Origin of the sequence: Halogranum gelatinilyticum (assembly GCF_900103715.1) — an archaeon.
In the GTDB taxonomy this organism is placed as follows: Archaea; Halobacteriota; Halobacteria; order Halobacteriales; family Haloferacaceae; genus Halogranum; species Halogranum gelatinilyticum.
In genome coordinates this window covers 722,470-743,538 of the sequence record NZ_FNHL01000002.1, presented here as the reverse complement: position 1 = coordinate 743,538, position 21,069 = coordinate 722,470, and the positions used below count along the sequence as shown (strand labels likewise).

Annotated in this window: 22 protein-coding genes; 12 read left to right on the top strand and 10 right to left on the bottom strand. The window is 66.2% G+C overall.

All coding sequences use genetic code 11. The features are described 5' to 3' along the window. Positions 1–10 precede the first annotated feature (10 nt). A complete protein-coding gene (gene deoC, locus BLR57_RS10295) occupies positions 11–649 on the bottom strand; it encodes a deoxyribose-phosphate aldolase (protein WP_089697428.1) in 639 nt (212 codons plus the stop codon). Between the two features lie 291 nt (positions 650–940). Here deoC and BLR57_RS10290 point away from each other — a divergent pair, with 291 nt between their 5' ends. The 7 genes from BLR57_RS10290 to BLR57_RS10260 all read left to right on the top strand — a co-directional run bounded on the left by BLR57_RS10290 (position 941) and on the right by BLR57_RS10260 (position 7,253). Beyond that, positions 941–1,753, top strand: a complete 813-nt coding sequence (locus tag BLR57_RS10290; protein WP_089697427.1) for a DUF63 family protein — start codon at positions 941–943, stop codon at positions 1,751–1,753. 94 nt (positions 1,754–1,847) lie between these two features. Then, complete coding sequence (locus BLR57_RS10285; RefSeq protein ID WP_089697426.1) at positions 1,848–2,756, top strand: ATP-dependent ribose-1-phosphate kinase; 909 nt, start codon at positions 1,848–1,850, stop codon at positions 2,754–2,756. 174 nt (positions 2,757–2,930) lie between these two features. Next, entirely contained in the window at positions 2,931–3,452 is a 522-nt protein-coding gene (locus BLR57_RS10280; protein ID WP_089697425.1) for a hypothetical protein, read from the top strand. Positions 3,453–3,522: 70 nt separating this feature from the next. Continuing rightward, a complete protein-coding gene (locus tag BLR57_RS10275; RefSeq protein ID WP_089697424.1) occupies positions 3,523–4,686 on the top strand; it encodes a PAS domain-containing response regulator in 1,164 nt (387 codons plus the stop codon). A gap of 57 nt (positions 4,687–4,743) precedes the next feature. After that, complete coding sequence (cofH, locus tag BLR57_RS10270; RefSeq protein WP_089697423.1) at positions 4,744–6,159, top strand: 7,8-didemethyl-8-hydroxy-5-deazariboflavin synthase subunit CofH; 1,416 nt, start codon at positions 4,744–4,746, stop codon at positions 6,157–6,159. Positions 6,160–6,208: 49 nt separating this feature from the next. Then, entirely contained in the window at positions 6,209–6,757 is a 549-nt protein-coding gene (locus BLR57_RS10265) for a hypothetical protein (RefSeq protein WP_089697422.1), read from the top strand. 88 nt (positions 6,758–6,845) lie between these two features. Continuing rightward, on the top strand, positions 6,846–7,253 hold the full coding sequence (locus BLR57_RS10260) for a DUF2391 family protein (protein ID WP_089697421.1): 408 nt from the start codon (positions 6,846–6,848) through the stop codon (positions 7,251–7,253). Positions 7,254–7,315: 62 nt separating this feature from the next. On the opposite strand, the gene BLR57_RS10255 is transcribed toward BLR57_RS10260, so the two are convergent. Further along, complete coding sequence (locus BLR57_RS10255; protein ID WP_089697420.1) at positions 7,316–8,215, bottom strand: mechanosensitive ion channel family protein; 900 nt, start codon at positions 8,213–8,215, stop codon at positions 7,316–7,318. A gap of 94 nt (positions 8,216–8,309) precedes the next feature. After that, on the bottom strand, positions 8,310–9,419 hold the full coding sequence (gene cofG / locus BLR57_RS10250; RefSeq protein WP_089697657.1) for a 7,8-didemethyl-8-hydroxy-5-deazariboflavin synthase subunit CofG: 1,110 nt from the start codon (positions 9,417–9,419) through the stop codon (positions 8,310–8,312). 127 nt (positions 9,420–9,546) lie between these two features. On the opposite strand from cofG, the gene BLR57_RS10245 reads away from it, so the two are divergent. Continuing rightward, entirely contained in the window at positions 9,547–9,867 is a 321-nt protein-coding gene (locus BLR57_RS10245) for an EthD family reductase (RefSeq protein WP_170830607.1), read from the top strand. 21 nt (positions 9,868–9,888) lie between these two features. Here the strand turns inward: BLR57_RS10245 and cofC are convergent, their stop codons facing one another. The 4 genes from cofC to BLR57_RS10225 form a co-directional block, all read right to left on the bottom strand. Further along, positions 9,889–10,536, bottom strand: a complete 648-nt coding sequence (gene cofC, locus BLR57_RS10240; protein ID WP_089697418.1) for a 2-phospho-L-lactate guanylyltransferase — start codon at positions 10,534–10,536, stop codon at positions 9,889–9,891. 40 nt (positions 10,537–10,576) lie between these two features. After that, entirely contained in the window at positions 10,577–11,284 is a 708-nt protein-coding gene (locus tag BLR57_RS10235) for a hypothetical protein (protein ID WP_170830621.1), read from the bottom strand. A gap of 55 nt (positions 11,285–11,339) precedes the next feature. Then, the gene (locus BLR57_RS10230) at positions 11,340–12,521 is read right to left on the bottom strand and encodes a tubulin/FtsZ family protein (protein WP_170830606.1); all 1,182 of its coding nucleotides are present in this window, start codon (positions 12,519–12,521) and stop codon (positions 11,340–11,342) included. A 381-nt stretch (positions 12,522–12,902) separates the two neighbouring features. After that, positions 12,903–13,784 carry a complex I NDUFA9 subunit family protein gene (locus BLR57_RS10225; RefSeq protein WP_089697416.1) on the bottom strand — a complete coding sequence of 294 codons (882 nt, stop codon included), beginning with the start codon at positions 13,782–13,784 and terminating at the stop codon, positions 12,903–12,905. Between the two features lie 216 nt (positions 13,785–14,000). On the opposite strand from BLR57_RS10225, the gene tmk reads away from it, so the two are divergent. The 3 genes from tmk (at position 14,001) to BLR57_RS10210 (ending at position 18,758) form a co-directional block, all read left to right on the top strand. Beyond that, positions 14,001–14,585: a dTMP kinase gene (gene tmk / locus BLR57_RS10220; RefSeq protein ID WP_089697415.1), complete on the top strand. Its 585-nt coding sequence runs from the start codon at positions 14,001–14,003 to the stop codon at positions 14,583–14,585. A gap of 1,180 nt (positions 14,586–15,765) precedes the next feature. Further along, entirely contained in the window at positions 15,766–16,983 is a 1,218-nt protein-coding gene (locus BLR57_RS10215) for a Cdc6/Cdc18 family protein (protein ID WP_089697414.1), read from the top strand. 68 nt (positions 16,984–17,051) lie between these two features. Further along, the gene (locus BLR57_RS10210; RefSeq protein ID WP_089697413.1) at positions 17,052–18,758 is read left to right on the top strand and encodes a glycoside hydrolase family 13 protein; all 1,707 of its coding nucleotides are present in this window, start codon (positions 17,052–17,054) and stop codon (positions 18,756–18,758) included. A gap of 17 nt (positions 18,759–18,775) precedes the next feature. Here BLR57_RS10210 and BLR57_RS10205 read toward each other — a convergent pair whose 3' ends face one another. After that, positions 18,776–19,093, bottom strand: coding sequence for a DUF7991 family protein (locus BLR57_RS10205; RefSeq protein ID WP_089697412.1), 318 nt, complete (start codon positions 19,091–19,093; stop codon positions 18,776–18,778). A gap of 144 nt (positions 19,094–19,237) precedes the next feature. Between BLR57_RS10205 and pdhA the strand changes: the two genes are divergently transcribed. Further along, a complete protein-coding gene (pdhA, locus tag BLR57_RS10200; protein WP_089697411.1) occupies positions 19,238–20,287 on the top strand; it encodes a pyruvate dehydrogenase (acetyl-transferring) E1 component subunit alpha in 1,050 nt (349 codons plus the stop codon). A gap of 48 nt (positions 20,288–20,335) precedes the next feature. On the opposite strand, the gene BLR57_RS10195 is transcribed toward pdhA, so the two are convergent. Together BLR57_RS10195 and BLR57_RS10190 are read right to left on the bottom strand one after the other, a co-directional pair. After that, on the bottom strand, positions 20,336–20,761 hold the full coding sequence (locus BLR57_RS10195) for a hypothetical protein (RefSeq protein ID WP_089697410.1): 426 nt from the start codon (positions 20,759–20,761) through the stop codon (positions 20,336–20,338). A 52-nt stretch (positions 20,762–20,813) separates the two neighbouring features. After that, positions 20,814–21,047, bottom strand: coding sequence for an Lrp/AsnC ligand binding domain-containing protein (locus tag BLR57_RS10190; protein WP_089697409.1), 234 nt, complete (start codon positions 21,045–21,047; stop codon positions 20,814–20,816). Positions 21,048–21,069 lie beyond the last annotated feature (22 nt).

Genomic DNA, 21,069 nt, shown 5'->3' with positions numbered 1-21,069 from the left:
AGTGACTTGACTACTCCTCGGGGAACCCGTCGACGATCTCGACGCCGCTCGACGCGCCGATGCGGACCGCGCCGACGTCGAACATCGCCATCGCCTCCTCGTAGCTGCCGACGCCGCCGCTGGCCTTCACGGGCAGATACTCGGCCATCAGCTCGACGTCTTCGATCGTCGCGCCGCCGTCGGCGAACCCCGTCGAGGTCTTGACCATCGCGGCGTCGGCTTCCTCGGCGGCGGCGCAGGCGCGGTGCTTCTCGTCGTCGGTCAAGAGGGCCGTCTCGATGATGACCTTCACCGGGACGGGGACGGCCGCGACGATTTCGGCCAGTTCCGCGGCGACGGCGTCGTCGTCACCGGCTTTCAGTCGGCCGATGTTGATGACGACGTCGAGTTCGTCGGCCCCCTCGTTCCAGGCGTCGACGGACTCCTCGCGCTTCGTCTCGGGTGTGTTCTGCCCGTGCGGGAAGCCGATGACCGTCGCGAGTGTGACGTCCGGGGCGTACTCCGCGGCTTCAGCGACGTAGCACGGCGGGATGCAAGCGTTCATCCCGTACTCGTCGGCCTCGTCGAGGACCTCCGTGACGTCGGCGAAGGTCGTCTCCGGCCCGAGGACGGTGTGGTCGATGCTGGCGGCGAAGTCGCTCTTGTTCATACGCGGGGCGTCGTGGTGAGCCGTGAAAGACTCCCCGGTCCGATTCGTGTTGGTCTGTGTGGTTGCAAGCTCTTCCAAGCCCTCGTTCGCTGCGCTCACGAAGACACCCGCCACAGCCACGCCCTCCCCAACCGACTGCGGTGCTCGGTCGCTTCGCTCCCTGCGCTCCTCATCCCTCGCACGAGTGTCACGCGCCGATAAAACGGCGCGAAGCCACGCGCCACAGTTGTTCTTCGAGCGAGCAACGCCTATCCCGTAAGGCTTTCACCGCGACGTGACGCGGGTTCTCCCATGCAAATCCTCCCGGAGGGGTTCGCGCTGCCGCCGCTGCCCTACCTGCTCGTCCTCGCCGTCGCCGGGGTCGGTGTCGTCGCGGGCGTCCGTGCCCGCCGACCCGCCGTGACCGGTCGGCACGTCCTCGGGCTCGCGCCGTGGATGGTTCTCGGCTCGGTCCTGCACGTCCTGCACGTCGTCGGCGCGTTACCGGCTCTCTTGGACCCGCTCGCGGGCACGCCGAGCGTCTACATCTCCGTGGGTATCCTCGTCGGCGCGGTCTGGCTGGCGGGCGACGCCGCCGTCGACGAGGAGACGGTGCCTACCGTCCTCGCCGCGACGGGGACACTCGTCCTCCTCCCGGCACTTGCTGCCGCGCTCGGCGTCGGTCTCGACCGCGGCTCCTTGGCCGTGACGTGGCCCGGACTCGCACTCGTCGGGGCGGCCGTTCTCGCCGCAGCCGGCTGGGTGGTGCTCGTCCGGGTCCGACCCGGGGCACGGGTCACCGGCGCGGTCGGCGTCCTCGCGCTCTTCGGCCACGTCCTCGACGGCGTGTCGACCGCCGTCGGTCTCGAACTGCTGGGCTTCAGCGAGCGGACGCCGCTCTCGCGAATCATCATCGAATTCGGGCAGGCACTGCCGACCGCGCCATACGTCGGCGGGACGTGGCTGTTCGTCCTGGTAAAACTGTTCGTCGCCGCGTTCGTCGTGGTCCTCATGGCCGACTACGTCCGCGAGGAGCCGGGCGAGGGCTATCTCCTCTTGGGACTCGTCGCCGCCGTCGGTCTCGGTCCCGGCGCGCACAACCTCGTGCTCTTCTCCATCGCCTGACCGTCGACGGACGGCTGGCGGCGCACTCGGCCGGCACCGACGCGGCCGTCCGTCGTCGGTGGGTTTTAGGGCGACAGCGCGTCTCTGGGTAGATATGTCGCGCGTCATCTGTGCGGGCCACGTCAACTGGGACATCACGCTCCGCGTCGATCGGCTGCCGGAGCCGGACGGCGAGGCGTCCATCCGGGCGCAGACCGGCGCGGGCGGCGGGAGCGCGGCCAACGTCGCCGCCGGGCTGGCCGGTCTCGACGTGCCCGTCTCGCTGCTCGGCAGCGTCGGCGACGACGACCACGGCCGCGCGACCACCAAGGAACTCGCCGAGAGCGGCGTCGACTGCGATCCGGTTCGGACCGCTGCGGGCGAGACGGCGGTCAAGTATCTCGTCGTCGACGCCGACGGCGAGGTGTTCGTCCTCGGCTGCTCGGGCGTCAACGAAGCGTTCCGCGCGGACGATCTCTCGGAGACGCTGCTCGCCGACGCCGACGTTCTCCATCTGACGAGCCAACGGCCGAAGACGGCCGCAGCACTGGCCGAGCGGGCGGCAGACGCCGGTCTCCTCGTCAGCTTCGACCCCGGCCGTCGCCTCGGCGAACGCGACTACTCGGCGACGCTCGAGCGCGCGGACCTCGTCTTCCTCAACGACCGCGAGGCGACGACCGCGCTCGACCAGTGGGACGCGGGACCCGACGGGACGACGACGGTCGTGCTGAAACACGGGGCGCGTGGCGGCGAGGTCCGCCGTGGCGACGACGTCAGTAGCGACGACCAAAACCGCCGCGGCGACGACGCGGTCGTCTCCCACCCCGGTTTCGCCGTCGACCCGGTGGACACGACCGGCGCGGGCGACGCCTTCGCCGCGGGCTTTCTCGCCAGTCGGCTCCGCGGCGACGACGATTCGACGGCACTCGCCGTCGCCAACGCCTGTGGGGCACTCGCCGCCCGCGCCGCCGGTGCGCGGACGGCCATCTCGTGGAACGCGGTTGCGGACCTCGTCGACGGCTGAGGACGCGTGTCGCACGTCGCACGCTGTGTGTTCCACGCCGGACACCGTGCGTCGCACGCCGAACGCCGCGTTCCGGGCGACGTCACGGCGTTCCGGCGACGTCACGGGACCTGACACTCCGTCTCCGCGGAGAGTCCCGTAGGCTTATAGCCTCACACCGACTGTTCGGTGATGATGGCTCCGGGTAGCCTCCAGGTGGTGACACAGCTCGCCCTGCCACAGCTGACGCTCTTGGGAACGTTGGCTGCGGGTGCAGTGGCTGGGTTGATCGCCGCCGTCGCCATGCTTCTTCCCATGAGTCGCCAACCGGAGGGGTTCACCCCGGCGTACGTCGCCGCGTCGGTGCTCCGCCGGACGACGCCCGACGAGGTCCGCTTCCGCGACGCCAACGTCGCCCACTACGGCGCGGGAATCGTCGCCGGTGTGCTCTACGCGGGCTGTCTGGCACTCCTGAGCGCGGCCTTCCCGGAACTCGTCGCGGTCGACGGCGTCGAGCTGGTACCACACATCCTCTCGGTGGTCGTCGTCGTGCTCTTCATCTACGCGTTCTTCGCGCATCTCGTGTTGCCGCGGGCGGGCCGCCGCATCTACGAGGAGCAGGCGACCGCCGTCCGCGGCCAGTGGCTCCGCTCGTCGCTCGTCTTCGGCGCGGTTCTTGTCGTCGTCGGCCCGGCACTCGTTTCGGTCGTCGGCTGAGCAGCCACGGTCTCTCGGATACTCTGCTGAAACGACACAGTGTTATAAGCCCACTCCACGGATAGCACGTATGCATCCGTGGCAGTCAGGTGACATCGCTCCTTTCGGTGACGACGAGCGAGCGATACGCGTCCTCGTTGTCGACGACGACGAGGCGATGGCCGACCTGTCGGCAACGTTTCTGGAGCGCGAACTCGACGCGCTCGAAGCGACGGCTCTGACGGACCCGACCGCGGTGCTCGACGAACTCGCCGACCGCGAGTACGACTGCCTCGTCAGCGACTACGATATGCCCGACCTCGACGGACTGGGACTGTTGGAGTGCCTACGCGAGGCGGACGTGTCCATCCCGTTCGTCCTCTTCACCGGCAAGGGCAGCGAGGAAATCGCGAGCAAGGCCATCTCGGCGGGCGTCGACGAATATCTCCAGAAGGGCGGGACCGAGGAGTATCCCGTCCTCGCGAAGCAGGTGGCGAACCTCGTCGAGAAACACCGGGCGGAGAAGCAGGTCCGGCGGAGCTTCCTCGCCATCGAATCGGCACAGGAAGGCATCGGAATTCTCGACGAGAACGGCGTCTACCGATATATGAACGAGGCGTACGCGTCCGTCTACGGCCGTGACCGCGCGGACCTCGTCGGCTCGCACTGGGGGGTGTTGTATCCCGAGTCGGAAGCCCGCCGCTTCGAAGAGGAGATTCTCCCCGAACTGGTCGAGGAGGGGACGTGGCGGGGCATCTCGACCGGTATCGCGAAGGACGGACGGATGATTCCCGAGCAGTTGGTGTTGACACAGATGGACGACGGCGGCCACGTCTGTATCGTCCGCGACCTCACGGCCGAGGGGGCGGCGACGGCTGGCCGCCAACTGGAGAGCCGGGCACTGGACGTCGTGGCCGTCGGCGTCCACATCGTCGATACGAGCGCGGACGACGAACCGATCGTCTACGTCAACGACGCTTTCCGGACGATGGCCGAGGCGAGCGCGGACGACCTCGTCGGGACGAACTGGCGGACGCGCTACGACGACGGCGAACAGGTCGACCGGATGGCGTCGGCGATGGAGAACGGCGAGTCGGTCGTCGCCGAACCGGTGCTGGCGACGGCCTCGACGGGACAGTTCCGCGTGCAGGTCGAGCTGACGCCCATCAGAGACGACGGCGGGACCGTGACGCACGTCGTCGCCGCCCACACCGACGTGACGAAGCGTCCGCCGTCGGCCGCCAGCGACGGCTGAAACGCGCGTTTCCGGTAACCGACCCACTTTTGTCGGCTTGGTGTCTCACATCGGGCCATGACTGGGCCGTCAGTATCCGACCTCGACCTCGACTTCGCGCACGTGCCGGAGACGGACCAGGCGTTCGAGAACGCCCTCGCCAAGGCCCGAGACGGCGACCGGCTGACGGTCGACGACGGCGTCGAGCTGCTGACGACCGGCACCGACGTCGACGGCATCGACCCCGTCCGGAAAGAGCGGGTCCTCGAAGCCGCCGACCGCCGCCGGGCCGACGTCGTCGGCGACGAGGTGACCTTCGTCGCCAACCTGAACAACAACGTCACCACCGCCTGCAACGTCGGCTGTCTCTTCTGTAACTTCAAGGACACCGCCCACCAGTTCGAGACGAGTTATCAGGAGGAGCACGCGGGCTTCACCAAGACCCCGGAGGAGTCCCGCAAAATCGTCGACGACGCGCTCGACCTCGGTATCTACGAGGTCTGTTCGGTGTCGGGGCTGCATCCAGCCTTCGCGCTGAACGAGGAACACCACGAGATGCTCCGGAACGCGGTCGCGGAAGGGAACAAGGACGTCAACTACAAGCCGCCCGCGGACTACACCACCGACCCCGGTACCTACGTTGAGCAGATGGAGGCCATGAGCATAGACGGCGTCCATCTCCACTCGATGACGCCCGAGGAGGCCTACCACGCCAAGCGCGGCACCGACTGGCCCTACGAGTCCGTCTACCGCGAACTGAAGCAGGCCGGACTCGCCAGCGCGCCCGGCACGGCCGCGGAGATTCTCGTCGACGAGGTGCGCGACGTCATCTGCCCCGGCAAGATTCGGACCGACGACTGGGTCGACGCGATGGAGGGTGCGATGGCCGCGGGGCTGGACACGACGGCGACCATCATGTACGGCCACGTCGAAAACGAGATGCACCGCGTGAAACATCTGAAGGTCGTCCGCGACCTGCAGGACCGCACGGGCGGCATCACCGAGTTCGTCCCGCTCTCCTTCGTCCACCAGAACACGCCGCTCTACGAACACGGCGTCGTCGACGGCGGGGCCTCCGACGCGGAGGACGAGCTGATGATCGCCGTCGCGCGGCTCTTCCTCGACAACGTCGACCACATCCAGTCCTCGTGGGTCAAATACGGCAACGCGAAAGGACTGAAGCTGCTCAACTGCGGCGCGGACGACTTCATGGGCACCATCCTCTCCGAGGAGATCACGAAGCGCGCGGGCGGCCAGTACGGCGAGTACCGCACCTTCGACGAGTACGTCGACATGATCTCGGCCATCGGCCGCCCCGCGGTCGAACGGTCGACCGACTACCGCCAGCGTCGCCGCATCGACCCGGACGACGGCCCACACGGCCCGACGCTCGGCCCGCGCGCCGACGGCTCACCGATGCTCGGGGCGGGCCACCGCCGACACGGCGGAAGCGGTGGCAACGACGACGGCGGACAGGCTCCTGCCGACGACTGAGGAAGTAAGAGCCAAACCCGTCGCGTGCCGAGAGGGAGACGATGACGACATGATGAGTCCGACCCACACCGCGACGGGCGTGGTGCTCGCGACCCCGCTTCTCGCCGTCGCCCCGGAGTTCGCCGCCGTCGGCGCGCTCGCGGGTATCGCGGGCGGTATCTTCCCGGACCTCGATCTCTTCGTCGGCGAGCACCGCAAGACGCTCCACTTTCCGGTCTACTACTGGCTCTTCGCGCTCCCGGCGACCCTCCTCGCCGCCCTGTCGCCGTCGGCGGCGACGGTGGCATTCGCGCTCTTCTCGCTGTCTGCGGCGGTCCACTCCGTCGTCGACTGGTTCGGCGCGGGTCCCGAACCCCGGCCGTGGGCCGAGCCCTCCGACCAGGCGGTGTTCCTCCACCCCCGCGGGCAGTGGCTCGTCCCGAAACGGTGGGTTCGCTACGACGGCGCGCCCGAGGATCTGGTGTTGACCGGCCTGCTGTCGGTGCCGGGGCTGCTCTACTTCGGCGGCTCGGTCCGGACGCTCACCGTCGCGGGACTGGTCGTCGGCGTCGTCTACACGGCCGTCCGGAAACGGGTCCCCGACTACGTCGACATCTGAGTCTCGCTGCCCTCTGCGTGAACGCCGCGGTCGGTTCCGGCGGAGTCGAACCACCAGCGGTTTTCCCGTGCGTCGTGAACCTGCCTGCGTGTTCCGTGGCAACTTCAGCATCGACGACCTGGCCCAGCAGGTCGTCGGTGGCTTCCTCTTCGCCGGGCCGTTCGTCGTGACCGAGGAGGTCTGGAACCTCGCGCGGGCGATGGGCTGGTATCACGCGGCTGTCACGGTCTGTCTCGTCCTCGTCGTCGGCTACGGGACGCTCTACCGCGCCGACGAGGACCGCGACGCCAACGAGGAGGGCGAACTCGCCGGGATTCCGACCCGGTTCCTCTCGCTCGTCGCCGTCTCCTATCTCTCGGTCGCGCTCCTCGCCTTCGCGTTCGCCGCCTCGGACGTGTTCACCGCGGCCTCGCCCGCGACGACGACGTTCAAGGCCGTCAGCATCGGCTCGGTGTTCAGCGTCGTCGGCGCGGCGACCGCAGACAGCGTGTTCTGACTCGGCGAGAGCCGTCGCTCACTGGTAAAAAACGGGAGAAATCGCAGGTCGACAACGCGCGCTCAGTCGTCCGACGGCGTCGCGGAGGCGGTCTGGATTCCTTCGACATCGATACCGCCCGTGAGCTGCGTGTGCGGATACGGCATATCGATGCCCTCGGCGTCGAAGCGTTCCTTCACGGCCTGCACGAGGTCCGAGCGGACGCGGACGAAGTCACCGCGGCTCGGCTCGTCGATCCAGAAGCGCGTCTGGAGGCCGACCGCGGAGTCGCCGAGTTCCGTCACGCGGATGTCGGGTGCGGGGTCGGCGAGGATCTCCTCGTGGTCGTTCGCCTCCTGCAGGATGGCGTCTTTGGCCTGCTCGATGTCGTCGTCGTAGCCGATTCCGAAGACGAACTTCTGGCGGAGCTTGTCGAAGGCGACCGGGTTGGTCAAGGCGTTGTTCGCGAGGTCGCCGTTCGGGACGGTGACGAGCTCGTTGTCGAACGTTTTGACCCGCGTGACCCGGAGGTCGATGTCCTGCACGCGGCCGGAGATGTCGTTGACCTCGATCCAGTCGCCGACCTGGAACGGCTTGTCCTTCAGGATGAAGATCCCGGCGACGAAGTTACCGAGCAGGTCCTGTGCGGCGAAACCGACGGCGAGCGCGACGGCCCCGCCGAAGACGCCGAGCGCGGCGATGAAGCCGCCGAATCCGGCGAGCGTGAGCGCGACGGTGAGTGCGAGCACCCAGACGACGACGCCCATGATGCTGTCGGCGAGACTCTTCACGGACGAGTCGAAGCCCTTGCTGTCGAGGACGCGTCTGACGACCGGCGTGAGGACCGTCTTCCCGAGGAAGTAGATGGCGAGGAAGCCGACGAGGAACGTCAACGCAGGGATGACGAACGTGTCGACGAGTTCGGCTCCTGTCGGGAGTGTCTGCAACGGTACCGTGGCCGTCAGTGCGGTGTCCAGCAACATGTCTATCCCGGCGTTACGGCGGCAGAGCCATCAATGCACCGGCCAACGGCGGTTCTGTACGGCGCGAACGCTCCCGAGGAGAAGTGGTCGGCCGTCACTCGCCGAGGAGCGACCGGTACCGACGGCCCGCGTCGTCGGCGGCGAGCAGTGCCTCGCGGACGCGCTCGGCGGTCCACGGCCAGTCGGCGGCGGCGTCCAGTGACTCGGGGAGGAACCGCTCGTAGACGGGCAGCCGTTCCGACAACGGCACGCCACCGGCGTCGGCGATGTCGTGGAGTTCCTGCAGCGCGGGCCAGGAGTAGTCGGGGTTGATGTAGTCGTCCGTGACCGGCGAGACGCCGCCGAGGTCGTCGATGCCGCAGTCCAGCAGGTCGCGGGCGGGCGCGAGGTTCGGCGGCACCTGCACCGAGACCTCCTCGGGCAGACAGACGCGCGCCATCGCGACGACCCGCCGCAGCGTCTCCAGCGACGGTCCCTCGAAGTCCGACCGCTCGTTCGGCACGACGTTCTGGACGATCACCTCTTGGATATGGCCGTGCCGTTCGTGCAACTCCCTGATGGCGAGTAGGCTCTCCGCGCGGTCGCGCCAGCTCTCGCCGATGCCGACGAGAACGCCCGTCGTGAACGGGACGTCCGTACGACCGGCGGCGCGAATCGTGTTGAGCCGTTGCCCCGGCGTCTTCCGTCGGCCGCCCGAGTGAGCGTCGACGTCGGCCGTCGTCTCCAGCATCACGCCCATCGAGGCGTTGACCTCGCGGAGTCGCTCGAACTCTTTCTCGGTCAAGTCGCCGGGGTTGCTGTGCGGGAGCAGCCCCTCGTCGAGTGCCATCTCGCAGGCCTCGTAGAGATAGTCGACGATAGAGTCGTGGCCCCACTCGGCCAGTTGGTCGTGGATCTCTGTGTACCGCTCGTCGGGCTTGTCGCCGAAGGTGAACAGTGCCTCCGTACAGCCGGCGTCAGCACCCATCCGCAACTGGGTGCGGATCTCCTCGGGCGACATCAGCGTCGCCTCTCCGGGCACGTCGTAGTAGGTGCAGTAGGTGCAGGTGTACCGGCAGGCGGTCGTCAACGGCAGAAAGACGTTCCGCGAGTAGGTGAGCGCGGGTGCGGCCTCGACGTCGGCGGGCGTCACGGACAGCAATCGCTCGACGGCGGCGTCCGAAACCTCGATGTCGATTCCGTACTCCTCGGCCGCGGGGAACATGGACACCGCTCGGACCCGGAGTGTGAAAAGGCCTCCTGTCATGGACAGCCCCCGTCTTGACAGCAACGTGACCCACACCCGACTCGCCGCGGCACGGTTATACTCCCGGCGGCCGAAACGCGGACGGATGATCAAACTCGTCATCACCCTCACCCGCAAGGAGGGCACGAGCTTCGAGGAGTTCAAGGAATACTATCTGGACGAACACGTCCCCATCGCGGAGGACATCACGAACCTCCGGAAGTACACCGTCGCCTTCGCGCTCAGCCCCGACCGCGCCGAGTACGACGCCGTCGCCGAACTCTACTTCGACAGCCCCGGCGACCTCCGAGAGGGTATGGAGTCCGAGGCGGCCAACGCCGCGCTGGAGGACATCCCGAACTTCGCCGAGCCGGATGCCGGATTCAACATGGCGACCGAGGAACTGGTGCAGGTCGACCGGACGTAATCGTCGCGCGACTGACCGCACTCACGACCGCTCTTCTTCCCGCACGACGCCGACGCGCCCCTCGTCGACCGAGAGCTGAAAGCCCGCGTCGACGAGCCAGTCGGCCGCCGCGCCGTCGCCGTGAATCAGGACCTCGGTGAGGTCCGACGGCTCGTCGACGTCGGTCGCGAGCCGGAAGGAGTCGACTGTCCCGAGCGACGCGCCGACGTCGCGAGCGGCCGCTCGGTGGTCCAGATACGACGCGCCGTGGTAATCGACGCGGAAGTCGGCGTCGCGGACGACGAGCGCGTTCGTGCCGCCGCCGCGGCCGGGCGCGACGACGACGTCGCCCGACTTCGCGACCAGCCGCCGGACGGTCTCGGGCTTCACCAGCGGCAGGTCGCTCATGAGGACGGCGACCGGGTCCTCGGCCGTCGCGAGCACGTCGTTGACCGCCGTCGAGAGCGGGCTGTCGTCGACGACGACGTCGCTGTCGTCGGGGAGCGCGGCGGAAGCGTCGGCATCGAGTTCGGCCGTCGCCAACACCGTCGGCTCGTGGCCGGTGGCGTCGACGGCGGCCAACACGTCCGCGAGCATCGCGCGGGCGAACACCCGGCGTTCGTCGGCACTGAGGGTGGCCGACAGTCTCGTCTTCGGCTGGTCGACGGCGAACGGGACGACGACGCGCATACCGGCGCTACGGAGAGAGAGTGATAAGGAGTTTCTGGCTTCAGCCCAGCTTGTCGTAGCTGTCCTGCTGGGAGCGGTACCAGAAGACGCCGCCGACAATGAGACCGACGACGACGAGACCGCCCACCGCGTAGAGGGCGAGCTGCGTCGTCTGGGCGGACTGCTCGGCGGATTCGGCCTGCGACTGTGCCTCGTTTGCGAGTTCGGTCGCCAGCTCGAAGCCTTTGGGACCGTTCGCGTTGTTGTAGGCACGGATCGCGTTGTTCAGGGTCCGTTCGGCCTCGTCACTGCCCGAGGAGTCGACCGCCGCGGCGGCCTCGTCGATGGCCTCGCGGGCGGGCTGACTCTCCTCGGTATAGTGGTGGACCTGCCACGACTCGATGGCGTTGCTAGAGCCACCGTCGCGTGCCTGCGTCAGCGACGCGAACAGGAACGTCTGGTCGGGGTCGTAGCTGTAGTTGGTCACTTCCGGAACCGTCCCGGTGACTCGCACGTGGACCTCGCTCACGTCGTCCGCGGCGGCGATGTCAGCCGTCATGTTCTGACCGTCGGTCGACTCCTGGTCGACCTGCGAGCCGGTCTGGTCGTAGTAGCTGACGGTCCAGGTGACGTCGGTCAGGTTCGTCTGGCCCTGCAGGGTCCACGCCTCCAGCTGTGGGTTCTGGTAGAGTTCGTCCAGCGTCACCGTCGCACTGACCTGCGTGCCGACCTCTGCTTCGCTCGGGACGTCCGAGTCCGCGAGCGACACGGCAGCCGCTGGGGCTGCCACCGCCGCGAGGAGGACGAGGCAGGCGACGAGGAGCTTAGAAGAGCGATTCAAGCTCGTCCTCATCGTCGTTTACGAGGCTTTCGAGGTTGGATTCGCTCTCCTGGTTGATCTCGTCGATGTTCTCCTGGGCCTCGATGGCGACCTGCTGGAGCTCCTTGATGCGCGGGACGTTCGTCACGCCCGAGAGCAGGATGACGCTGGCGACGAAGCCGCTACCCGTGACCGGGTAGTCGCCACCGCGGACCTCCATGCTGCCGGTCTGCTCCTCGAGCCACTTCCGCCCGCGCTCGATACCTTTCCGGTTGAGGTAGGCGGGCGGCCCGGCCAAGACGAGCAGGGCACGTTCGGCACCTTCGATCTCACACGGGAGCGTGAGGCGGCCGAGCGCGGCCTTGCGCACGAGGCTCGTGATACGGTTCGTCGTGCGCGCGGTGTCGAGGCCGTCGTCCTCGTCGTTACCGCCGGTCAGCCGCGAGAGCAGGCCGCCGGAGTTCTGTTTCTCTTCGACCTCTTCGCGGGCGTAGCCGACGGTGGAGACGCCGCCGCCCGCGAGGGTGTTGATAATCTCACTGGAGTCGACGACGCTCTCTGCGACCTCGCCGCCGGTGACCTCACCGGCACCGAACAGGATGCCGAAGCGCTTGACGATCTCCTCGTTGATCTCGTCGTAGCCGCCCTGGACCGATTCGCCGGTCTTCCGCCAGGCGTCGTTGTCGAAGACGAGCAGGTTGTCGACCTCGCGGACGAACGTCTGGAAGGAGCGTGCGGCGTTGAGCGTGTAGATGCCACCCTCGTCGCTGCCCGGAAGCACGCCGAGTCCGTAGACGGGTTCGGTGTAGATGCGCTTCAGATGCTTCGCGAGAACGGGCGCGCCACCGCTCCCGGTCCCGCCGCCGAGTCCGGAGACGACCAGGAAAGCGTCGACCTCGTGGACGGGGACCGAGTCGATGGCACTCTGGACCTCGTCGACGTCCTCTTCGGCGATCTCCGCGCCGAGTTCGTTGTCGGCACCGACACCGTGGCCCTTGACACGCGACTGCCCGATGAGGACGCGCTTCTCCTTAGGGATGTGCTTGAGTCCCATCAGGTCGGCCTTCGCCGTGTTGACGGCGACGGCCGCCTTCACGATGCCCGAGTTGTGTCGCTTGTCGTACTCCACGAACTTGTCGACTATTTTACCACCGGCTTGCCCGAATCCGATCATGGCCAGCTTCATTCGTGCGTTCCCCTCTTCATTGCCTGAATCCCAAGTGGATAGGAGGGATAAATTTTGTGATGGCTGAAAGTCCGAGCTGCGAGACTCTTTCGACCCTAATCACGAACTAGCGGGCCTCTGTCGGCCAGTTGGCCGATCGTCTGACGTCCGTCTGCCACTGGGGACGCTGTGGAACGCCGCATCAAAAAGCCCGATAGATGACGACAGAGATCGCGCTGAAAATATGCTGTTTGTCCGAGAGATATGGTCGTTGACACGCCGACAGAATATCTCGGAACGGGCGGTGGTGCCCGTGGAATCCTGTGGAGTCGTTGTCGGCGGTCGCCTGGACCGAGCGGCTCGGTCGACGTCGCCACGACCCAGACGGTGGGGGGTCCCGTCTCAGCCCAGATACGCCGACAGCGTCGTCAGCTCGGACTCATCCGTCCCGAACGCGCCGACGTCGTTGTCGGCGGTGGTGTTGTCGAACTTCAGCGAGCGGTACTGGTCGGCCCCCATCGGGAAGCCGGGGATGGCACCGCCGATCGAGAGACCGATTCCGGCGAGTCCCATCGGGACGGGGACGACCGTCACGGAGCGTCCCTCCGCGCCGTGGGCGAGTTTCGCGACCTCGGCGAGGGTGAGTTTCTCCGGACCGCCGACCTCGTAGGTCTTGCCGACGTGCTCGTCGTCTTCGAGCGCGTCCGCGAGCATCGGGACGAGGTCGCCGACCCAGATAGGCTGGAACCGCGTCTTGCCGCCGCCGGGCAGCGGCGTGATGTACGGCGGTGCGAGCTTCTTCGTGAAGGAGACGAACTCCCCGCCGTCGCCGAAGACGACCGAGGGACGGAAGGTCGTCCACTCCAGGTCCGAGGCCTCCACGATGTCTTCGGCCTTCCCCTTCGCGCGGATGTAGGCCGTCGGCCCCTCGGGGTCGGCACCGAGCGCGCTCATCTGGACGAACCGCTTGACGCCGTGGGCTTCGGCGGCCTTGACGCAGTTCTCGGTCCCGCCGAGGTGGATCTCGAGATGTTTGTCGTCGCCGCCTTTCGGCTTGAACAGCGGCGAGAGGGCGACGAGGTAGACGACCGCGTCCTTGCCCTCGAAGGCCCCCTCGATGCTGTCGTAGTCGGTCACGTCGCCCGCGACCGTCTCGACGCCCGCCGGAAGCTCGTCGTCTCCGGGATTCCGCGAGAGGACGGTCACCTCGTGACCGCGGTCGACGAGTTCTGTGCTCAGGTTCGTGCCGATGAAGCCGCTCCCGCCGACGACCAGTACGTGCATAGTCCAGAATTATCGCGGAACAGACGTAAAGCTACCGCGCGGGTGGCGGCCGTGTCTGCCGGTTTCGACGGGCGGCTCGCTTCGGGTGTCGTGAACGCGGTGCGTCAGGTGGTGCATCAGGCGGTGCGTCCCACGGTGAATCGGGCAGTGAATCGGGCGGTGAGTGGAGGACCGAAGCTATGAACATTTAACCCGCGACACCGACTCTCCTCGGCCATGCTCATCACGCTCGAAGGACTCGACGGCAGCGGCAAGTCGACCGTCTGGGAGGCGCTGCACGACACCTATCCGGACGTCGTCTTCACCCGCGAGCCGACCGAGTCGTGGTACGGCGACGCGGTCAACCGCGCCATCGGTGACGACGACGCCGACCCGCTGGCGACGCTCTTTCTCTTCACTGCCGACCACGCCGACCATCTCTCGCGTGTCGTCCGTCCCGCACTCGACGACGGCGAGGTCGTCATCTCCGACCGCTACTCCGACTCACGGTTCGCCTACCAGGCAGCGAGTCTGGCGGACTCGGAACTGAAGCGACCGCTGGAGTACATCAAAGGGATTCACGCGGCTTTCTCGCGGACGCCCGACGCGACCATCTATCTCGACGTCGACCCCGAGACTGGAGCGGAGCGGAGCGGCGCGACCAACAAGTTCGAACAGGCGGGCTATCTCGCGCAGGTCCGTGCGAACTACGAACGACTCATCGACGCCGAACCGGACCGGTTCGTCCGCGTCGACGCCACCCAGTCGCCCGAAGAAGTGCTCGATGCAGTCGAAGCCGCCATCGACGACCTGCTCGACTAAGTCGTCGTCGGTGTCGTTGTCATCGTCGTCGGTCTCAGTGTCGGTCTGGGCGTCGTCGTCGCCGCTGTCAGGCTGTTGATGCTGTCGACGTCGCCGTCGAATACCCATTCTCGGAAGCGTGTGGACCCGACGGAGAGTGTCAGTGCGGGTTTCCGCTGTAACGCTCGAATCTGTGGCGGTCGTCGATTCGAGAACGGAGACCGAGAGTGCGCGAGTGCGGGTTTCCGCTGTAAACCAACTGACTGGACGGGGTGATCGGTTCGGTGGGCGTCTTCAGCGACGACCACGGACGTGTCATGGAGTGCGTCTCACTGGCTACCGACACTCGGAGAACCGTCACGAACAGACGTCGGTGTCGATTCTCCGGGCCAACGCTCGGTGACCGCGTGGACAGTCCACTCGGAGAGTGTAAGTGCGTGTTTCCGCTGTAAACGGTGAAGGTACGGCGAGGGTGCTGGGTACTTCTCGGTGGTTCTGGAAAGAGTATATAAACATAAGACGGAGGTGCACGTTTCCGTTGTAAAACGGTGTCTGTGGGACCTGCAACGACTGTTCTACGATTGCTGTGCCACTACAACCGTAAGATTCATATTCTACATTATGACTAGAGTTGAGACTAGACTAGACAGAGATAGATGAAACCGGAACGTGAGGTTCGTCTGATACCGCCGAGACAGGTCGGTCCAGCCGTCTAAGATCGGGTTTACCGAGTAGCAGTCGTGGAGAGAACCGAAAGTGACCTTCTTGCCGGCGACTGTTCCCACCACTCGCGACCGACGGCGTTCGACTCTCGAACGACTCCCCACAGTCACTCACTCGTTACAGCGGAAACCCGCGCATCCACACTCCATATCGTCCGAAAGACCGACCGGCCGTGGTCGGACGTTACAGCGGAAATCCGCACGTCCACACTCCGTCTCTCGTCGCCGACGAGCGTCAGACTCCCACTCTGTTGTTACAGCGGAAACCCGCGCACGCCCTCTCAGTCGAGGCTCGTTGTGAGCAGCCTTCCGTCGTTGAACCACGCGGAGACGGTTACAGCGGAAACATCGGTCGGCCGAGTGCGCGGGCTTCCGCCCTAACGCCCGTAGTCGGCGAATACTGGCCGAGAGAACCGTGTGCTTACAGCGGAAGCGTGCATCCAAACACTCAAGACAGTCGCCTCGGTCAGACAGAGACGATGGGCGACATCTCCAACTACTTCGAGGGGGTCACCACGGTCTTCCGCAACAAGGACCTCCTGCAGATCGACCACGTCCCCGACAACGAACGCCTCATCATCGGCCGCGAGAGTCAGCTGAACGCGCTCGCAACGGGGCTCCAGCCGGCCGTCGAGGGGCAGAAACCCAACAACGTCCTCATCTACGGCAAGACTGGGACGGGGAAGTCGCTCTGTTCGAAGTTCATGGCCCGCCAACTCGTCTCCGCCGCCTCGGAGAACGACGTCTCTGTCGGCGTCGCCTACGTCGACTGTTTCCAGGACTCCACGGAGTCGCAGGTCATCCGCGCGCTCGGCTCGACCATCAACGACCAGGAGGTGACGGGCGAGACGTTCCCTGCCAGCGGCGTCTCCACCTCTGAGTGCTACAAGCGCGCCTGGCGCGTGATGGACGAACTCTACGACGTCGTCGTCGTCGTCCTCGACGAACTCGACAAGATGGACGACCCCAACTCCGCGCTGATGAACCTTTCTCGGGCTGCTGAGGCCGAGAAGATTCAGTCCTGCAAACTCGGCATCATCGGCATCAGCAACAAGCCGCGGTTCAAAGACCGCCTCAACGAGCGCGCCCGCTCCAGTCTCTGCCAGCGCGACTTCGTCTTCCCGCCCTACGACGCCAACCAGATCGAGAAGATTCTGGAAGCTCGCGACGGCGCGTTCAAAGACGGCGTCCTCGAAGCGGGTGTCATCCCCCGTGCGGCCGCGCTCGCCGCGCGCGAACACGGTGACGCCCGGAAGGCCATCGACATTCTTCGTACTGCTGGCGAGATGGCCCAAGAGGAGCAGGCCGAGACGGTCTACGAACGCCACGTCGACGCCGCACAGGTCCAGACCGAACGCGACCATCTCATCGAAGTCCTGACCGAACAGCCGCCACACTCACGGTACGTCCTGAAGTCTGTCGCCCTCCTCGACCAGCGGATGGCCGACGACAAGGCGGTCAAGTCCAGCGACGTCAACCAGCTCTACCGACAGATCTGTACCGAGCAGTACAGTTCGGACCCGCTCTCGTGGCGTCGCGTGCGCGACCTCCTGCACGAACTGGAGTTCCTCGAAATCATCGAGCGCAAGCGGAAGGGCGCGGGTCGCGGCGAGGGCGGCTACATGGAGACGCATCTGCTCGACGCGCCGGAAGTCGTCATCGACGCCTGCGACGCCATCGAGTCCGAGGCGTCCTGAGTCGGCTGGGAGACGAACCCCCCGATTCAGGGGAAACGCTTCTCACGTCGCCGCAGAGTGGTACTGTCATGAATACTGACGGGAGTCCGGACCATCAGTGGTGGAAGGAGGCGGTCGTCTACCAGATCTATCCGCGCAGCTTCAACGATAGCGACGGCGACGGAGTCGGCGACTTGCAGGGCATCACCGAGCGAGTCGAGTATCTCGCGGACCTCGGCGTCGACGTCATCTGGCTGTGTCCGGTCTACGATTCGCCGAACGCCGACAACGGCTACGACATCGGCGACTACCGCTCCATCATGCCGGAGTTCGGGACGATGGCCGACTGGGAGGCACTCCTCGCGGAACTGCACGCCCACGACATCCGACTGCTCATGGACCTCGTCGTCAACCACACCTCCGACGAGCACGAGTGGTTCCAGCGGTCGCGGCGACGCGAGGACGGCTACGAGGACTACTACTACTGGCGCGACGGCGACGTCGACGAGGACGGCGAGCCGGTCCCCCCGAACAACTGGGGGTCGTTCATGGGTGGCTCGGCGTGGACCTACGACGAACTGCGCGAACAGTGGTATCTCCACCTCTTCGACGAGAAACAGCCCGACCTGAACTGGCGAAATCCGGACGTCCGCGACGAGGTCGCGTCGCTCGTCGAGTGGTGGTTGGAGAAGGGCATCGACGGCTTCCGCATCGACGCCATCAACTACATCTCGAAGCCCGAGGGACTTCCGGACGGGACTGCCGACCGAGAGCCGAAGGGTGTCGAAGTCTTCAGCCACGGCCCTCGTATCCACGACTATCTCCGCGAGCTGTACGACCGAACCTTCGCGAACTACGACGTGCTGACCGTCGCCGAGATGTCGGACACGACGGTCGACATGGCCGGCGACTATCTCGGCGAGGACGGCGACGGGCTGGACATGATCTTCCACTTCGAGCATATGGACGTCGACATCAGCCCCCGGGGGCGGTTCGACCCCGACGGCTGGGGCGAGTGGAGTCTCCCCGAGTTCAAGGAGATCATGACCCGCTGGCAGACGGAACTTGGAGAGGATGCTTGGAACGCGCAGTATCTGGGCAACCACGACCAGCCACGCATCGTCTCGCGGTTCGGCGACGACGAAGAGTACCGAGTCGAGAGCGCGAAACTGCTCGCGACGTTCCTCATGACCGTCCGCGGCACGCCGTTCGTCTACCAGGGCGAGGAGATCGGGATGACGAACGACGACTTCGAGCGACTGGAGGACCTCGACGACCCGATGACGGTGGGTGCCATCGAAGACCTCATCGACGCCGGACGGGCCGACTCCTACGAAGACCTGCGTGCGTTCGTGAACTACGTGAGCCGCGACCACGCGCGGACGCCGATGCAGTGGTCGGACGCGGCGAACGCGGGCTTCACCACCGGCGAGCCGTGGCTCGCGCTCAACGAGAACTATCCGGAGATCAACGTCGAGGCGGCCCGAGCCGACGAGGATTCGGTCTGGAACTACTACCGACGGCTCATCGACCTCCGACACGACGAGGAGGTCCTCGTCTACGGAGAGTACGAACTCCTCCTCCCCGACCACGAACAGCTCTACGCGTACACCCGGACACTCGACGACGAGACGGTTCTCGTCGTCCTCAACTGGTCCGGCGAGTCCGTGGCCGTCGACGCCGACCTCGTCGAAGAGAGTCCCACAGCGGTGCTCCGGAGCAACTACGACGACGCCCCGGCAGTGCCGTCTGGACAGGAGTTCCGGCCATACGAAGCGGTCGTCTATCGGCTCTGACTGTATCTAAGGGCACGTCACCGCGTGTCCGGCAGGTCGTACTCATCGGGCGAGGGGATGTAGAGCACGTCGATGGTGAATCCGAGTGCGAGCGGCATTCCGATCATTATGCCGAGCGCGGCGGCCGGACTGCCGAGGTCGACGCCGATACCGAGGACGCCCGAGAAGACGAGCGTCGTGACGAAGAGAACGACCGGGATGAGGAGAATCGCGTAGAGCACTGACCCCCACTGCGTCTTCAGCCGGATGCGGAAGAAGCGGGTCATCACGGCGGCAATCAGCGTGTGCAGGACGATGACGACCCCGAGGAGGACGAGGTTGATGACCGAGACCATAGCCGAGGTAGGGCGGCAGGCGACTTTGCCCTGTCGGAACCAGCACGCCAGGGCGGGAACACGGGCGATGAGCCTCGCCCTCGCGGCGTCGCCGCCGTCGTGCCTTCCGCCCCATTTATCACCGTCGACCGTGACCCACCGGTCATGCATCGATGTATCGGCGAACGGGCCTTCGACGAGACCGACGTCTCGGCCGAGGAGGCTCGCGCGCTCTACCGGGACATGGTCCGGACCCGTCGGTTCGACGAGCGGTCGCTCGCCCTCCAGCGTCGCGGGTGGATGAGCGGCTATCCGCCGTTCAAGGGGCAGGAGGCCTCGCAGGTCGGCGCGGCCCACGCGATGGCCGAGGACGACTGGCTCTTCCCGACCTACCGCTCGAACGCCCTCCAGCTCGCCCGCGGCGTCCCGCCCTCCGACATCTTCCTCTTCCGCCGTGGCCACGCCGAGTACCACTCCGAGCACGACGTCCCCGTCTTTCCCCAGGCCGTCCCCATCGCGACGCAGATTCCCCACGCCGCGGGCGCGGGGATGGCCCGGAACTACAGCGGCAACGACGAAGCCATGCTCGTCTGTTTCGGCGACGGCGCGACCAGCGAGGGCGACTTCCACGAGGGGATGAACTTCGCGGGCGTCTTCGACGCGCCGGTCGTCTTCTTCTGTGAGAACAACGGCTGGGCCATCTCGCTCCCCCAGGAACGACAGACTGCGAGCGAGTCTATCGCCGTCAAGGCCGAGGCGTACGGGATGGAGGGCGTGCAGGTCGACGGCAACGACCCCCTCGCCGTCTACGAGATGGTTCGGGACTGTCTGCGGAGTGCCCGCGAGGGCGACCCGGTGCTCGTCGAGAGTCTGACCTACCGACAGGGCGCGCACACGACCGCCGACGACCCGAGTCGCTACCGCGACGAGGACCCCGACATCCCGGAGTGGCGCAAACGCGACCCGCTGGAACGCTACGAGGAATATCTGCGAGAACAGGGCGTCGTCGACGACGAGTTCGTCGAGTCAGTGTACGACGAGGCCGACGAAGAACTCGCCGCCGCGGTGAAGGAAGCCGAGTCCGTCGAGGACCCCGACCCCGAGGACATCTTCGACTTCGTCTTCGCGGACCTCCCACCCCAACTCGAAGACCAGAAAGCGGAGCTACAGGACTTCCTCACACGTCACGACCCACACGAGTTGGACCTGAGTTAGCGGCCGATAGTCGTCGAGAACAGTCGCCCCGAACGAAGTTCTCTTGTCTCAGGGATACTGGCCGGTCGCGACCTGTACCATCCGCACCGTCGCGAGCGACCCGATGAATCCGATGCTCGCGGCCAACACGCCGCCGGGAACCAGCTGAAGCAACCCCTGTCCCAGCACACAGAGACCGAAGACGAGTGCAATCTGCTTCCCTGTCGGTGTCGCCCGCCCTCTGACATTGTTGAGTCCGTCGGCCCACATCCCGACGACGCCCGCCGCCGACCCGAGACCGAACGCGAGGAGACCGGCCACGGTGAATGGGGACGAGTCCCCGAGGAGGTGTGGCGTGAGCGCTCCGAGGAGGACCAGTCCCCCGAGGTAGAACAGGAGTTCGAGCCTCACCGACGACTGTCCGGGCGTGTTCGGCGACGGCGTGTCGGGTGACGCCGCCGACGTCTCTGGCGGTGACGACCGTGGGGAGGGCATCGTTCGATACGTCACTCTACGCTCACAAAAAGCCGTCTGGTCGTTCTCGTTCTCAGTCGTCCAGAGAGATGTAGGTCTTCGCGTCGTTGACGCCTTTGAGTCCCTGAATCTCGCTGGAGGAGGTCTTGAGTACGTCGTAGACCTCCTCGGTGTCGAGTTCGGCGATGATGTCCCAGTTACCGGCAACGATGTGTGCCTCCGCGATCTCGCCGAGTCCGCGGATCGAGTCGAGCAGTCCCTCGGACTCGCCAGCGGCCGTCTTCACCATGATAAACGCGTGAACCATACGGGTGTGATAGTGACCCACA

Coding starts and splice junctions, on each gene's coding strand:
- deoC (WP_089697428.1), bottom strand. CDS start 649: ATGAACAAGAGCGACTTCGCCGCCAGCATCGACCACACCGTCCTCGGG.
- BLR57_RS10290 (WP_089697427.1), top strand. CDS start 941: ATGCAAATCCTCCCGGAGGGGTTCGCGCTGCCGCCGCTGCCCTACCTG.
- BLR57_RS10285 (WP_089697426.1), top strand. CDS start 1,848: ATGTCGCGCGTCATCTGTGCGGGCCACGTCAACTGGGACATCACGCTC.
- BLR57_RS10280 (WP_089697425.1), top strand. CDS start 2,931: ATGGCTCCGGGTAGCCTCCAGGTGGTGACACAGCTCGCCCTGCCACAG.
- BLR57_RS10275 (WP_089697424.1), top strand. CDS start 3,523: ATGCATCCGTGGCAGTCAGGTGACATCGCTCCTTTCGGTGACGACGAG.
- cofH (WP_089697423.1), top strand. CDS start 4,744: ATGACTGGGCCGTCAGTATCCGACCTCGACCTCGACTTCGCGCACGTG.
- BLR57_RS10265 (WP_089697422.1), top strand. CDS start 6,209: ATGATGAGTCCGACCCACACCGCGACGGGCGTGGTGCTCGCGACCCCG.
- BLR57_RS10255 (WP_089697420.1), bottom strand. CDS start 8,215: ATGTTGCTGGACACCGCACTGACGGCCACGGTACCGTTGCAGACACTC.
- cofG (WP_089697657.1), bottom strand. CDS start 9,419: ATGTTCCCCGCGGCCGAGGAGTACGGAATCGACATCGAGGTTTCGGAC.
- BLR57_RS10245 (WP_170830607.1), top strand. CDS start 9,547: ATGATCAAACTCGTCATCACCCTCACCCGCAAGGAGGGCACGAGCTTC.
- cofC (WP_089697418.1), bottom strand. CDS start 10,536: ATGCGCGTCGTCGTCCCGTTCGCCGTCGACCAGCCGAAGACGAGACTG.
- BLR57_RS10230 (WP_170830606.1), bottom strand. CDS start 12,521: ATGAAGCTGGCCATGATCGGATTCGGGCAAGCCGGTGGTAAAATAGTC.
- BLR57_RS10225 (WP_089697416.1), bottom strand. CDS start 13,784: ATGCACGTACTGGTCGTCGGCGGGAGCGGCTTCATCGGCACGAACCTG.
- tmk (WP_089697415.1), top strand. CDS start 14,001: ATGCTCATCACGCTCGAAGGACTCGACGGCAGCGGCAAGTCGACCGTC.
- BLR57_RS10215 (WP_089697414.1), top strand. CDS start 15,766: ATGGGCGACATCTCCAACTACTTCGAGGGGGTCACCACGGTCTTCCGC.
- BLR57_RS10210 (WP_089697413.1), top strand. CDS start 17,052: ATGAATACTGACGGGAGTCCGGACCATCAGTGGTGGAAGGAGGCGGTC.
- BLR57_RS10205 (WP_089697412.1), bottom strand. CDS start 19,093: ATGGTCTCGGTCATCAACCTCGTCCTCCTCGGGGTCGTCATCGTCCTG.
- pdhA (WP_089697411.1), top strand. CDS start 19,238: ATGCATCGATGTATCGGCGAACGGGCCTTCGACGAGACCGACGTCTCG.
- BLR57_RS10195 (WP_089697410.1), bottom strand. CDS start 20,761: ATGCCCTCCCCACGGTCGTCACCGCCAGAGACGTCGGCGGCGTCACCC.
- BLR57_RS10190 (WP_089697409.1), bottom strand. CDS start 21,047: ATGGTTCACGCGTTTATCATGGTGAAGACGGCCGCTGGCGAGTCCGAG.